Genomic DNA, 13,060 nt, shown 5'->3' on the forward strand with positions numbered 1-13,060 from the left:
GGGCCCCGGCGGGCACCCTGGCCCGCAGAGGCGACACCGGCCCGGAACCCCGTCCGTACGCGAACCCGCCGGCCTCCGGCCCGAAGGCCCGCCCTGCTCAGGCATCCCCGCAACGCCCCGGAGGGGACACGCACCTCACCTCGTGGAGCCGGCGGCAGCCACGCCTCATCGCTGGGCCGGCGGCAGCTAGACCTCGTGGTAGAAGCCCACGTTCACGCTGCGGGGGGCCGTTCGGTCCTGGATGACCACCTCGCCCGAGGCTCCTCGGGGAAGGCGGACGGAGCCGCCGTAGGGGACGGTCTGGGCGTATTCGCCGACCGTGAGGCGGACCTCGGAGGAGGGGTCGGGCTGGGAGCCGTGGAGCCAGGAGAGCTGCCAGCCGCCGTCGGGTCCGCAGAGGAACTCCAGGTGGACGCGGGAGACGAAGAGCCAGTCCTCCGGGGTGACCAGCCGGCACACCGCGCCGTCCCGGCCCACGCGGAGCGCGGCACCCGGTTCGCTGGGTGCCTCGGCCATCGTCATGCCGGCCGTGGCACCCGCTTCCTCGCTGGAGACGGCGGCCATGGTGAGTTCGAGCACGCGTGTTCCCCCTGAAGCCCCTTGGCGCGGACCCCTGATCGCCGCACCGCCGCCGCATGATAGAACGCCCGGCTCGTCCACGTCCGGCACAATGGGGGGCATGACCGAGCGAAAGCCACCGCGTATCCCGTTCGAGTCCTGGGTCGACCACCAGATCAACGCCGCCCAGCGCCGCGGCGAGTTCGACGAGCTGCCCGGCACCGGTGAGCCCCTGCCTGCCGGACTGGACAGCGCGTACGACGAACTGTGGTGGGTCAAGCGGAAGATGGCTCGCGAGGGCCTGGCGGTACTGCCCCCGGCGCTCGCCCTGCGCAAGGAGGCCGAGGACGCGCTCGCGGCGGCGTACGCGGCACCCTCGGAGCGTGCCGTCCGGGAGATCATCACGGCCGTCAACGTCAAGATCCGGGACATGATGTTCCGTCCCCCGCCGGGCCCGCCGCTGGGCAAGAAGCCGTACGACGTGGACGAGGTCGTGGCCGAGTGGCGCCGCCTGAAGGGCACCGGCGCCTGAAACCCGCTTGCCCCGCGCCCCGCGCCCCCGCTGGGATGGCCCGCATGACGACGTGGACCATCGCCCCCGAACCGTACGACTCGCCGGTGGCCGCGGCCCTCTGGCGGGCGTACTACACCGAGGTCAGCGACCGCTGGTACCTGCTGCACGAGGGACACCGCACCGACCCGGCCGAGCTGGAGCGGGGGATCGCGGCCCGCACCGGCGCGGAACTCGCCCCGCCGACGGGCGAGTTGCTGGTCGCGCGGTACGGAGGGGAACCGGCCGGCTCGGCGGGCGTACGCCTGCTCGCCCCGGACACCGCGGAACTGACCCGCGTCTTCCTGTACGCGCACACGCGCGGCCGGGGCGGCGCCGCCCCGCTGGTCCGCGCCGCCGAGGAGGCCGCCCGTGCCCTCGGCGCCCGCCGGATGATCCTGGACACCCGCACGGACCTGGTGGAAGCCCGCACCCTGTACGCCCGGCTCGGCTACACCGAGACGGAACGGCACAACGAGGACCCGTACGCCGAGCACTGGTTCACCAAGGACCTCAGCCAGGCTTCCGTAGCTGCGGACGCTCCCGCTCGGAGCCGCACAGCTCGGCGGTGAGTTCCTTCACCAACTGCACGAGATCCGTGGGCCGTCCGGGCCCCCACCAGTCCCCCAGCAGGTCGGACAGCGAGTCCTCGCGGGCCTTGGCCAGCCGCCCGGCGACCTCCGCCCCGGCCGGGGTGAGCGACAGCTCGAGCCCGTCACGCGCGGCGAGCCGCCGTTCCTCGACCTGCCGGGCGGCGGCCAGCACCGTGCCGAGCGGCACGGGAGCCCGCTCGGCGAGGACGTACGGCTCCACGGACCCGTGCTTGCGCATCCGCAGCAGCATCCAGCTCGCGGCGGGCAGCAGGTCGTACCCGGCGCGGGCGGTGATCTCCCGGTAGATCTCCCGCCGCCCCTCGCGGGTGCCGAGCGTGGACAGCGCGCGGCACACCTCCTCGTAGGAGGAGCGGTGGACCGGGTTGGGCGGGATGGTCTCGGAGGCGTCCGGCGCGGTGACCGAGCCGCGCAGCCGGTCCTCCTTGAGGAACCAGGCCAGCACGAAGCCGAGGAACGCGACCGGGGCGGCGTAGAGGAAGACGTCGGTGATGGACGCGGAGAAGGCGTGCAGCGCGGCGGGCCGCAGCGGGGGCGGCAGCGCGCCGATGCCGCGCGGGTCGGCCTCCAGCGCGCCGGGCGAGACGCCGGCCGGCAGCCGGACGCCCTGGAAGGCCTCCGTGAGCTTGTCGCCGAGGCGGCCCGAGAAGACGGTGCCGAAGATGGCCACGCCGAAGGAGGCGCCGATGGACCGGAAGAAGGTGGCGCCGGAGGTGGCGACGCCGAGGTCCTGGTAGGACACCGCGTTCTGCACGATGAGGACGAGCACCTGGAGGACCAGACCGAGTCCGAGGCCGAAGACGAAGAAGTACAGGCTCATCTCCAGCGTGGAGCTGTGTTCGTCGAGCTGGTGCAGCAGGAGCAGCCCGAGGGCGGTCACGGCGGTGCCCGCGACCGGGAACACCTTCCAGCGGCCGGTGCGGCTGACGATCTGCCCGGAGACGGTGGAGGTCAGCAGCAGTCCGACCACCATCGGCAGCATGTGCACGCCGGACATGGTGGGCGAGATACCGTGCACGATCTGGAGGAAGGTCGGCAGGTAGGTCATCGCGCCGAACATGGCGAAGCCGACGATGAAGCTGATCACGGCGGCGAGGGTGAAGGTGCGGATGCGGAACAGCTTCAGCGGCAGCACCGGCTCGGCGGCCCGCCGCTCCACGCCGACGAAGGCGACGGCGAGCAGTACGCCCAGGACGGCGAGGCCGATGATCTGGGCGGACGCCCAGGACCAGGTCGTCCCGCCTAGCGAGGCGACCAGGACCAGACAGGTGGCGACGGAGGCGATCAGCAGGGTGCCGAGGTAGTCGATGGTGTGCCGGGAGGTACGGCGCGGGATGTGCAGGGCGGTGGCGATGACGACGAGCGCGACGATCCCGACGGGCAGGTTGACGTAGAACACCCAGCGCCAGCTCAGGTGCTCGGTGAACAACCCGCCGAGCAACGGCCCGAGCACGCTGGTCGCACCGAACACGGCCCCGAAGAGCCCCTGGTACCGGCCGCGCTCACGCGGCGGGACGATGTCGCCGACGATCGCCATCGACAGCACCATCAGACCGCCGCCGCCGAGCCCTTGCAGCGCCCGGAACCCGATGAGCTGCGGCATGTTCTGCGCCGTCCCGCACAGCGCGGACCCGATCAGAAAGATCACGACGGCGAGCTGGAACAACCGCTTCCGCCCGTACTGGTCCCCGAGCTTCCCCCACAACGGGGTCGCCGCGGTCGACGCCAGCAGATACGCCGTGACGACCCAGGAGAGATGCTCCAGCCCGCCCAGCTCGCTCACGATGGTCGGCAACGCCGTCGACACGATCGTCTGGTCCAGCGCGGCCAGCAACAGCCCGAGCAGCAGGGCCCCGATGGAGACGAGCACATTCCCGCTGATGTGCTCACCCCGGCGCACCTCTTCGGCGGCGCCATGCGTGTCCAAGGCCATGAAGACCTCCCAGCCCTCGGTTGCCTGCTCCCATGTTCGGCGGTCGAGGGGGCCCCGGCCTGTCGGGGGCGGGGGCAGGCGGCCCCGGCTTGCGCGGGCGGTCAGCCGATGAGAAGGCGGATCGTGCCGTCCTCCTGCGGCTCCACGCGCACCTCGGTGAGGTCCTTCACCAGGGCGTCCGGCCCGTGCTGCCCGGCGCGCGGGCCGACGCCCACCACCCGCATGCCCGCCGCGCGGCCCGCCGCGATGCCCGCGCCGGAGTCCTCGAAGACCACGCAGTCGGCGGGATCGACGCCGAGTTCCGCCGCGCCCTTGAGGAAGCCCTCGGGTTCGGGCTTGCTGGCGCCGACCGACTCGGCGGTGACGCGGACCGCGGGGAGGGGGAGGCCGGCGGCGGCCATGCGGGCGGTGGAGAGGGCCACGTCGGCGGAGGTGACCAGGGCGTGCGGGGTGCCGGCGAGGGCGGCGAGGAAGGCGGTCGCGCCGGGGACCTCGACCACGCCGTCCATGTCGGCGGTCTCCTCGGCGAGCATGCGGGCGTTGTCCGCGAGGTTCTCCTCGACGGGGCGCTCGGGCAGCAGCAGCGCCATGGAGGCGTGGCCCTGCCTGCCGTGCACGACGCTCATCACCTCGTCGCCGTCGAGGCCCTGGGTGGCGGCCCAGCGGCGCCAGATGCGCTCGACCACGGCGTCGGAGTTGACGAGGGTGCCGTCCATGTCGAGCAGGAGGGCGCGGGCGGTGAGAACGGCGGGTTCGGTGGCCATCGGCAGCTCCAAAGACGCGAGGGCCCCGGTCGAGGGGCCCTGTGGGGACAGGGCGTGCGGCGGGGTCCCTGTCGGGGACAAGGCGGCCCCGCCCGCCGGTCAGGGGAAGCGGGCGGGAGCCACTTTGTTCCTCCACGGTACAAAACGAGGACGGCATCCCGCCACCACGCCTCCCCCGAGGGTCGGCGGCGGCGCGCCGGGGGCGTCCAGGACGCGAGGCTCAGCCGGCCCCGCGCACCCGCCCACCGGCACCCCGGCCCCCGAACCGGCGTCAGCCCGCGATCGCCTCGTACAGGCTCCAGACGCCGAGGCCGATCATCAGCAGGGCCGCGATCTGGGTGATCAGCCGCAGGGGCACCCGCTTCATCAGGGCCTTTCCGCCGACGATGCCGAGACCGGCCACCGCCCACAGGCCGAGCACCGCGCCGAGGCCGACGGAGAGCGGGTCGTCGTAGCGGGCGGCGAGGTTGGCGGTCATGATCTGGGTGAGGTCACCGAACTCGGCGACCAGGATGAGCATGAAGCCCGTACCGGCGACCCTCCAGAAGGACTGGTCGGCGGGCTTCTTGATCTCCTCCTCGCCCTCGTCCTTCTTCAGCAGCAGCACGGCCGCGCCGCCGAGGAAGAGGACGCCGGTGAGGGCGTGCACGATCTGCTGCGGGAGCAGGGTCAGCACGCTGCCCGCCGCGACGGCGAGCACGACATGCACCAGGAAGGCCGCGGCGACACCGGCGAAGACGTACGACGCGCGGTAACGGGCGCCGAGGACGAGGCCGGCGAGCGCGGTCTTGTCCGGCAGTTCGGCGAGGAAGATGACGCCGAAGACGAGCGCCGTCACGGTAATGCTGATCAAGGTTCCTCAATCGGTCGGGGCCGCCCCGCCGAGAGTGCGCGTTTCACGCGTGAGACACCTCGGCACGGCAGCACATCGGGCACCCGCACCTTGAGGGCACGGGCGTGCACTGCTTGCCGAAGGTCTCGCTGGCGGGTCCCACGGGATTCCGCCTCCGGGCGCCGGCTCAGGCTCGCTGAGCAGTATGTCGACGGTCCGGCGAAGAGCTACTCCCCTTCTGCACCGCCCATGGTACGGGACGTGAAAGTTCCGTCCTGAACCTTGTCGTGTCATGGACGCGTCACTAGCTTCTAACCGGGCGCTCACCCCACCGCAACGCCACCTGGCGAGCATTCCCCTGCCCGCGCGCCAACACTCCTACCCCACAAGGGAGTTCCGATGTTCCGCATGTCCCGCTCGTCCCGGTTCTACGCGCGTCGACGACTCGGTGTCGTCGCCGCGGCCACCGGTCTGCTCGCCTCCGCCGCACTCCTCAACCCGCCGACCGCCTCGGCCGCCCTGCCCACCCCGGTCAGCGGCGCCACCGCCCGGAGCTACCTCTCGCAGCTCACCGTGGCCACCGAGAACCGCACCGGTTACAACCGGGACCTGTTCCCGACCTGGATCACGATCAGCGGCACCTGCAACACCCGCGAGTACATACTCAAGCGGGACGGCACGAACGTCACGACCGACTCTGCCTGCGTGGCGACCGGCGGCAGCTGGTACTCCCCGTACGACGGTGCCACCTGGAGCGCGGCCTCCGACGTGGACATCGACCACCTCGTCCCGCTGGCCGAGGCGTGGGACTCCGGTGCGAGCAAGTGGACGACGGCGCAGCGGCAGGGCTTCGCCAACGACGTCACCCGGCCACAGCTCCTCGCGGTCACGGACAACGTGAACCAGGCCAAGGGCGACCAGGACCCGGCGACCTGGATGCCGAGCCTCACCTCGTACCGGTGCACCTATGTCCGGGCGTGGGTGCAGGTGAAGTACTACTACAACCTCTCGGTGGACTCGGCGGAGAAGAGCGCGCTGACGAACTACCTGTCGGGCTGCTGACGGAAACCCACCCCCGCGTCTCCACGTCCACGGCTCGTCCTGGCCTCGCCGGCCGGGGCGGGCCGTCGCCGTTTTGCCATGGTGGCCGAATGTTGAACTTGCAAGCATGAGTGAGGCTTACCTAACCTGGGCCTTCCCCCGAAAGAGGAGACCTCCCCCCATGTCCGCACGTCTCAACGCCGCCCAGCCGTACGCGCTCGGGCTCTTCCGCATCGTCATCGGCCTGCTGTTCACCGTGCACGGCGCCGCTTCGCTCTTCGGCGTCCTCGGCGGCGCGGCGGGCACCCACGGCGGCACGATCGCGGCCGGCAGCTGGCCCGGCTGGTACGCGGCGCTCATCCAGCTCGTCGCCGGCGCCCTGGTCCTCCTGGGCCTCGGCACCCGCGGCGCCGCCCTCCTCGCCTCCGGCTCCATGGCCTTCGCCTACTTCGACGTCCACCAGCAGGCGGCCTTCTGGCCCATCCAGAACGGCGGCGAACTGTCCGTGCTGTTCTGCTGGACCTTCTTCCTGCTGATCTTCACGGGGTCGGGCGCGTTCGGCCTGGACCGGCTGGTGGCCTCCCGGCGGGTCGCTTCGCCGGAGGGGGAGCGGACGCGGGAGCCGATAGCGGCCTGAGACCCGGTACGGGAGGGGGCGGGACGAGGTTCGCCCCGCCCCGCTTCGTCCGCTGCCCGCTCGTCTGCCGCTCGCCTCCGCGGACCGGCCGAGCAGCCCGGCCACCGCGGCCCCCGCCCATCAGCCGGGGTGTGGGCGCGTCCTCCATGTGGCCGTCCCACATGTGGCTGTCCCATGGATCCGCAGCACCCGCCCGGCATCCTGGTGTCGGTGCTGCGCGGTCAGCCGGTGACCCAGCCGAAGGGGACCGTGAAGCAGGCGACGCGGGTGGCACCGTCCCCCGGCCGGTCCTGGATCACCACGGAGGCGGCCTCGCCGCGCCGGAGTCCCCAGGTGTGCTGGTCGGTCGCGCCGCCGGTGCCCCGCGCGTCGGTGGTGAAGCCGAGGCGGACCTCGTTGTCGCCGGTGGCGCCGGGCTGGTTCTGGTACCGGGGGCCGGAGTCGGCGGGGAGGGTGCCGCAGGGGTGCTGGTGCACGAAGGCCCCGAAGGAGTGATGAGGGCGTACGCCGGTGATGCGCAGGCCGATGGTGGTGGCACCGCCCGCGCCGGTGTGCTGGCGTACCCGGATGGAAGCGGCGGCCGGGACGTAGGACTGGTCGTACGTCACCGCTGCCGACGGGACGAAGGCGGCGGGCGGGGCGAACCGGCCCTCGGCGTCGACGGTGTAGCCACCCGCGGTGCCGCCCAGCAGCACCGCGGCCGTCACCGCGCTCAGGGTCGCCAGCATGGAGCACACCTTCTCTTCCGCGATCGCAGGAGCCCCCCACACGTTGGTACGGGACATGACTCCCGGCCGCCCCGTGGGCGCGCCGCACGGGTGAAGGGCGATGTATGGGGCATTTCGACGCGACGGCCGTGAACATGTTGTGATGATCACTTGATCCCCCCATGAACCTCCTGTCACCGGCCAGGCGTACGCTGTATGGCTGTAATCGGGGGAATGACGGGGAGTAATCGTGCTGGAGAGCGTCGGGTCACTGGCGACCGGTCCATGGATCTATGCCGTGGTGGCAGTCTCGGTCCTGCTCGACGTCTTCCTGCCGGTGCTGCCGAGCGGCGTCCTGGTCATCGCGGCCGCCACCGCGGCGGCGGCCGGAACGGGTGCGGCGGCGGGGCGGGTCCCGCACGACGTGCCGGACATCCTGGTACTGATCCTGCTGGCGACGACGGCCTCCGTGCTGGGCGACCTGGTCGCGTACCGGCTGGCCTGGCGGGGCGGTGAGCGGCTGGACCGCGCCATCGCCCGCTCCCGACGGCTGACCCATGCGCAGGAACGTCTCGGCGAGGCCCTCTCGCGCGGCGGCGGGGCCCTGGTGGTCCTCGCCCGCTTCGCCCCCGCCGGCCGCTCGGTCGTCTCCTTCTGCGCGGGCGCCGCCCACCGCCGCGCCCGCGACTTCGTCCCCTGGTCCGCCCTCGCCGGCCTCTCCTGGGCCGCCTACAGCGCGGCCCTCGGCTACTACGGCACCCGCTGGCTCGGCACAGCCTGGCTGGCCACGGCGGTCTCGGTCGCGGCCCTCACCGGTGCGGGCGCGGCGGCGGCGTACCTGATGCGCCGACGCCCCGCGGAGTCCTGAGCGGGCGTTCGCGCCACCGCACCGTGCCGGCCCCGGAGCCGTGTCCCGGCCGGAGCTAGTCCTGCTCGTGCGCGTGCTTCAGTTCCGAGCGGGCCTGGACGCGGTCCGCCGCCGCTATCTCGGTCCAGTAGCGGTGACCGGTGATGAAGACGGCCAGTTCGTGTTCGCGGCGGCGGAGTTTTTCGACCTCGGCCTGTTCGTCGGCGGTCCAGCCGGGGGACGCGGGGCGTTCGATCTTGCGCCAGCCGGTGTCGTCGGTGAAGCCGTCCAGCGGCTCGACCGACCAGGGCAGCCGCCTGAGCAGGGCCGACAGCTCGGCCCTGATCTGATGCAGCTCCTCCTGCCCGGCGAGCAGGTCACTGGGGAATCCATGGGACTCAGACACACGGCAATGGTACGCCTGTTCGATTTTCAGTGGCGAGCTGCGCCGGGCAGTTCATTCGAACGAGTGGCCTCAGGCGCCGGCGCCGCCCAGCTCCCTCACCAACCGCGCCGTCACCGGCACCGCCACCCCGTGCCGCGCCGCGGCGCGCAGCAACGCCCCGCCGATCGCGTCGAGTTCGAGCGCCCGGCCCGCCTCCGCGTCCCGCTGCATCGAGGACTTGGCCGCCGCCGGGAACAGGTCGTAGCGGGCGAGGGACCCGGCCGGGTCCACCGGGGCACCGCACGCGCGGCCGACCTCGGCCGCCTCGGCCACCAGGGCCTCCAGCTCGGCGCGGTAGCGCGTACGGGCCTCGCCGACCGGCACGCCGTACCGCGTCGTGAGCAGGGCGAACGGGGCGAGGAACGCCATCTTGGCCCACAGGGCCGCCGTCTCGTCGTCCACCACGCGCGCCGTCACCCCCGCCGCCGTGAGAGCCGAGGCCAGGGCGTCCACGCGGGGCCGTACCGTCGTCGCGCTCGCGAGGTCGACCTCGGTGAAGGGGCTGCCGTGTTCGATCACCACGCCCTCGCCGTCCCCGGCCAGGACCCGGGTGGACTCCACCCGGATCGTCGCGGGGACGACCAGCTCGGGCGCGTACCGCCCGCGCAGCGACGCCGGGTGTTCGACGCCGTTCAGCAGCGGCACCACCAGGGCGTCACCGAGCACGGCGGGCGGTACGCGGGTCAGGGCCGCGTCCAGCGTGGTGTGCTTGACGGTGATCAGGCAGGCGTCCACCGGCTCGCGCAGTTCGGTGTCCGCCGCCACGCCCGCGTGGAAGTCCCCGAACTGGCCGCTGCGCACCTGGATTCCGTCCCGGCGCAGCACCTCCGCCGTGCCCTCCCGCGCCAGGCAGATCACCCGGTGCCCGGAGCGGGACAGCAGCGCGGCGAGAAGTCCGCCGATGCCGCCGGGACCGAGTATCGCCACCGTGGGCCTGTTCGTCATGAACGTGTCCTCTCCTGTGGTCGGCCCCGACATCCGGGTGGCCGCCTCGCGCGATCATCCTTCACGCGCGGCCCCGTTGGAGCAGACTTGAGACATGTGCCGGAGTATCAAGACGTTGCGGCCGCCGGTGTTGCCCGGTGAGGCCACCGAGGACGACATCCGCGCCGCCGCGCTGCAGTACGTACGCAAGGTCTCGGGCTTCCGGGCCCCAGCCGCCCACAACCGCGAGGCGTTCGACCGTGCCGTGGACGCCGTCACGCAGGCCACGGCGGAGCTGCTGGACAGCCTGGAGGTACGGGGGCGGCCGGTACGGGCGCAGTAGTCGCTCCGGACGGCGAAAACGGCCCCCCGGGACACTCCCGGAGGGCCGTCACAAGCTTCTGGCCTGCTACTTCTCGCTGTGGGCGCGGACGGTTTCGAACCGCCGACATCCTGCTTGTAAGGCAGGCGCTCTACCCCTGAGCTACGCACCCGCGACCCGGCGCGTGGCCGGGACGAGTCGACAGCCTACCTTGCCTCGGGCGGTACCCCGCAAACCCCGGAACGCATGGCGGCGGGGGCGAACTGACCGGGCCGTGTGTTCGTCTTCAACGGGTGGGAGAATGACACCACCCAGGGCCAACCGCAGCACGGGAGAGGGATGTGACGGCGACACCGGGCACGTCAGCAGCGCAGACCCACCCGCACCCGCCGTCCCCCGTGCGCGACGCCCTCACCCTGATGAGCCTGCCCGTGCTGGCCGCCCTCACCATGGCCGCCGCGTTCGCCGGCGGCGGCACCCGGCGCTGGTTCGGCGGCCGTGCCGAGAGCCAGCGTGCGGAGGCCCAGGCGGCGAAGGACGCGGCCGCGGCCGCGTTCTACGAGCTGGACACCGCCCAGCGCGACCTGCGCATCTCCGTCGAGACCATCTCCGCGGTCGACGACTCCCCCGCGGCCCGCCGTGCCGTCGCCGACTTCGAGGCGCTCGGCCGGCGCATAGACGAGGCGAGCCAGAGGTACATCCAGGCCGTCGACGCCCAGGATCTCGACCGTGACGACCTCGACGCGGCCGCCGCGAACCGTGCCCGTACGGAGCTGACCGCCGCCAAGGACGAGCTGGTCCGGGTCAAGGGCGAGCTGGACCGCTTCTCCGCCTCCCTCGGCCCCCTCCTCGGCAGCGCCGAGACCCGGCTCGCCCGGCTGGCGCCCGCGGTCGAGCGCGCCCGGCAGGCCCTGCTCGGCGCGAGCAACGCCCTGGACGCCGTACGCGAGAAGCGGCTAGGCGCGGACGACCTGGCCGCCCGCCTCGCCGCCCTCTCCCCCGAGCTGACCCGGCTCAACCAGGGCGCCGGGCAGCACGGGGTCGCGGCCACGCTGGAGCGGGCCGAGCGGGTACAGCGGGAGGCCGGGGCGATCCGGGCCGAGGCCGAGCGGCTGCCGGAGCGCGCCGCCGAGATCGACCGGCGCCTGGTCAGCCTGAGCACCCGCGCGCAGGCCCTCACCACCCGTAGCGGCCAGGTGGAGCCGGTGCTGAGCGAGCTGCGGCGCCGGTTCGCCGCCGCCTGCTGGCAGGACCTCCAGCACGTGCCCGAGCAGGCCGCCGAGAACGTCCGCCAGGCCGAGCGCAAGCTGGCCGAGGCGCGCGCCGCGCGGGAGGCCCAGCGCTGGCCGGACGCCACCTCGCTGCTGTCGACCGTACGGGCCCTGCTGAACACCACCGACGAGGCGGTCTCGGCCGCCGGGGACCGGCTGGCCAGGCTGAACGCCGTCCAGAAGGACCCCCGGCAGGAGATCGAACGGACCCGGTTCGCGCTCCGTGACGCCCAGCGGCTCGCCATGACGGGCCGTACCGCGCCCGACCCCCGGCACGCCCGCCCGCTGGACGAGGCGGTGGCCCGGCTGGACCGCGCGGTCGCCGCGCTGGACAGCGGCCGGCACCCCGACTACTGGCACTTCCTCACCGAGACCGAGGCCGTACGCGGCACGGTCGCGCGGGTGGTCGCGCAGATCCGGGAGGAGCGCGGCGGCCCCGCGCACTGAGCCCGCCCGGCGGCGCCCCTGTTGCCGGTACGTGGGGTGCTGGTGAGTATTGAGGGGACGGGGACGGCCTCCGCACGCGCCCCCAAGGAGGCGACATGGCCGCACACGCAGTGCACTCACGCGACAAGCAGTCCACCCGGCGCCGCACCGTGTTCGACGAGCACCTGCCCGTCGACCACAAGCTGAACCTGGTCTACCGCATCGGCGCGGGACTGATCGGGCTGTTCCTGCTCATCTTCGGCATCCTCGGCCTGGTCGGCCACATCGGTGCCTTCAACGTCGGCAGCGACACGGTCGCGGGCCTGAACACCAACGGCGCGCTGAGCGTGCTCTCCATCTGCGTCGGCGTGATCCTGCTGGCGGGGATGGTGATCGGCGGCAACTTCGCCTCGACCCTGAACATGGCCTTCGGCGTGCTGTTCATCCTGAGCGGCTTTTTGAACCTGGGTCTGCTGGGCACCGAGAACAACTTCCTGGCGTTCAAGATCCAGAACGTGTTCTTCACCTTCATCGTCGGCCTGCTGCTGATGACTTTCGGCATGTACGGCCGGGTCGGCTCGTCCCTCCCGCACGACAACCCCTACTGGCGCTCCCGGCACCCCGAGGCCGAGCACGAGGACCCGGCCCTCACCTCCCCGGACAAACGCGCCGTCACCGGGCCGGACACGAAGCCCGAGTGACTCCCCCGCTCGCCGGGTCCGGCGGCTAACCTGTGCGCATGCCTCGCTACGAGTACCGCTGCCGGACCTGCGGCGACACCTTCGAACTCAGCCGTCCGATGGCGGAGTCCGCCGCGCCCGCCACCTGCCCGGAGGGCCACGACGACACGGTCAAGCTGCTGTCGGCGGTGGCCGTCGGCGGCTCCTCCGCCGCTCCGGCCCCCTCGGGCGGAGGCGGCGGCGGTGGCTGCTGCGGGGGCGGCTGCTGCGGCTGAGCAGGACACGAGTACGGCACCGGACAGACGTCCGGTGCCGTTTCGCCGCGCCCCGCCGTACCGCTACGCCGGCAGCCGCGCCGGAACCACCGCTCCCCGCGCCACCCGGAGGAACTCGCGGGTGATCCGCTCCCCCGCCAGCACGCCCCGCTCGGCCACCGCGCCCACCATCGGCGCGGTCCAGTCGCTGTCGGCCAGCTCGCCGTGGCCGGGGCGCCAGCCGCGGTCGGCGGCCAG

At 72.8% G+C, this 13,060-nt stretch carries 16 protein-coding genes and 1 tRNA gene; 9 read left to right on the forward strand and 8 right to left on the reverse strand.

Annotated elements, in window-relative coordinates; genetic code table 11:
* Positions 1-186: 186 nt before the first annotated feature.
* Complete coding sequence (locus CCN33_RS15135; RefSeq protein ID WP_030808015.1) at positions 187-579, reverse strand: hypothetical protein; 393 nt, start codon at positions 577-579, stop codon at positions 187-189.
* A gap of 100 nt (positions 580-679) precedes the next feature.
* Between CCN33_RS15135 and CCN33_RS15140 the strand changes: the two genes are divergently transcribed.
* Positions 680-1,090, forward strand: coding sequence for a DnaJ family domain-containing protein (locus CCN33_RS15140; protein WP_086694158.1), 411 nt, complete (start codon positions 680-682; stop codon positions 1,088-1,090).
* A gap of 44 nt (positions 1,091-1,134) precedes the next feature.
* Complete coding sequence (locus CCN33_RS15145) at positions 1,135-1,680, forward strand: GNAT family N-acetyltransferase (protein ID WP_086694159.1); 546 nt, start codon at positions 1,135-1,137, stop codon at positions 1,678-1,680.
* Here CCN33_RS15145 and CCN33_RS15150 read toward each other — a convergent pair.
* From CCN33_RS15150 to CCN33_RS15160, 3 genes are all read right to left on the reverse strand, one after another.
* Positions 1,622-3,652, reverse strand: coding sequence for an MDR family MFS transporter (locus tag CCN33_RS15150; protein WP_086694147.1), 2,031 nt, complete (start codon positions 3,650-3,652; stop codon positions 1,622-1,624). The two genes, CCN33_RS15145 and CCN33_RS15150, sit on opposite strands and share 59 nt — an antisense overlap.
* A 101-nt stretch (positions 3,653-3,753) precedes the next feature.
* Entirely contained in the window at positions 3,754-4,416 is a 663-nt protein-coding gene (locus CCN33_RS15155; protein WP_086694148.1) for an HAD-IA family hydrolase, read from the reverse strand.
* Positions 4,417-4,687: 271 nt separating this feature from the next.
* Positions 4,688-5,269: a TMEM165/GDT1 family protein gene (locus CCN33_RS15160; protein WP_086694149.1), complete on the reverse strand. Its 582-nt coding sequence runs from the start codon at positions 5,267-5,269 to the stop codon at positions 4,688-4,690.
* Positions 5,270-5,656: 387 nt separating this feature from the next.
* Here CCN33_RS15160 and CCN33_RS15165 point away from each other — a divergent pair, with 387 nt between their 5' ends.
* Both CCN33_RS15165 and CCN33_RS15170 read left to right on the forward strand, forming a co-directional pair.
* Positions 5,657-6,310 carry an HNH endonuclease family protein gene (locus tag CCN33_RS15165; RefSeq protein WP_086694160.1) on the forward strand — a complete coding sequence of 218 codons (654 nt, stop codon included), beginning with the start codon at positions 5,657-5,659 and terminating at the stop codon, positions 6,308-6,310.
* Positions 6,311-6,470: 160 nt separating this feature from the next.
* Positions 6,471-6,926, forward strand: a complete 456-nt coding sequence (locus tag CCN33_RS15170; RefSeq protein ID WP_086694150.1) for a DoxX family protein — start codon at positions 6,471-6,473, stop codon at positions 6,924-6,926.
* A gap of 221 nt (positions 6,927-7,147) precedes the next feature.
* Here the strand turns inward: CCN33_RS15170 and CCN33_RS15175 are convergent, their stop codons facing one another.
* Positions 7,148-7,654, reverse strand: a complete 507-nt coding sequence (locus CCN33_RS15175) for a hypothetical protein (protein WP_086694151.1) — start codon at positions 7,652-7,654, stop codon at positions 7,148-7,150.
* 229 nt (positions 7,655-7,883) lie between these two features.
* Here CCN33_RS15175 and CCN33_RS15180 point away from each other — a divergent pair, with 229 nt between their 5' ends.
* Positions 7,884-8,501 (forward strand): DedA family protein, encoded by a 618-nt coding sequence (locus CCN33_RS15180; RefSeq protein ID WP_086694152.1) that lies wholly within the window; start codon positions 7,884-7,886, stop codon positions 8,499-8,501.
* Between the two features lie 55 nt (positions 8,502-8,556).
* Here CCN33_RS15180 and CCN33_RS15185 read toward each other — a convergent pair whose 3' ends face one another.
* Together CCN33_RS15185 and CCN33_RS15190 are read right to left on the reverse strand one after the other, a co-directional pair.
* On the reverse strand, positions 8,557-8,886 hold the full coding sequence (locus CCN33_RS15185; RefSeq protein ID WP_086694153.1) for a hypothetical protein: 330 nt from the start codon (positions 8,884-8,886) through the stop codon (positions 8,557-8,559).
* Positions 8,887-8,955: 69 nt separating this feature from the next.
* Positions 8,956-9,870 carry a ketopantoate reductase family protein gene (locus tag CCN33_RS15190; RefSeq protein WP_086694154.1) on the reverse strand — a complete coding sequence of 305 codons (915 nt, stop codon included), beginning with the start codon at positions 9,868-9,870 and terminating at the stop codon, positions 8,956-8,958.
* Between the two features lie 94 nt (positions 9,871-9,964).
* On the opposite strand from CCN33_RS15190, the gene CCN33_RS15195 reads away from it, so the two are divergent.
* Complete coding sequence (locus tag CCN33_RS15195; protein WP_086694155.1) at positions 9,965-10,192, forward strand: DUF2277 domain-containing protein; 228 nt, start codon at positions 9,965-9,967, stop codon at positions 10,190-10,192.
* A 79-nt stretch (positions 10,193-10,271) separates the two neighbouring features.
* Here the strand turns inward: CCN33_RS15195 and CCN33_RS15200 are convergent.
* A tRNA-Val gene (locus tag CCN33_RS15200) sits at positions 10,272-10,343 on the reverse strand.
* Positions 10,344-10,512: 169 nt separating this feature from the next.
* Between CCN33_RS15200 and CCN33_RS15205 the strand changes: the two genes are divergently transcribed.
* The 3 genes from CCN33_RS15205 to CCN33_RS15215 all read left to right on the forward strand — a co-directional run bounded on the left by CCN33_RS15205 (position 10,513) and on the right by CCN33_RS15215 (position 12,823).
* Positions 10,513-11,889, forward strand: coding sequence for a hypothetical protein (locus CCN33_RS15205; RefSeq protein ID WP_086694156.1), 1,377 nt, complete (start codon positions 10,513-10,515; stop codon positions 11,887-11,889).
* Between the two features lie 95 nt (positions 11,890-11,984).
* The gene (locus CCN33_RS15210; protein ID WP_086694157.1) at positions 11,985-12,569 is read left to right on the forward strand and encodes a DUF4383 domain-containing protein; all 585 of its coding nucleotides are present in this window, start codon (positions 11,985-11,987) and stop codon (positions 12,567-12,569) included.
* Between the two features lie 38 nt (positions 12,570-12,607).
* Positions 12,608-12,823, forward strand: a complete 216-nt coding sequence (locus CCN33_RS15215) for an FmdB family zinc ribbon protein (RefSeq protein WP_086694161.1) — start codon at positions 12,608-12,610, stop codon at positions 12,821-12,823.
* Positions 12,824-13,060 lie beyond the last annotated feature (237 nt).

The sequence above is a fragment of the Streptomyces recifensis genome (assembly GCF_002154615.1).
GTDB lineage: Bacteria > Actinomycetota > Actinomycetes > Streptomycetales > Streptomycetaceae > Streptomyces > Streptomyces griseoluteus.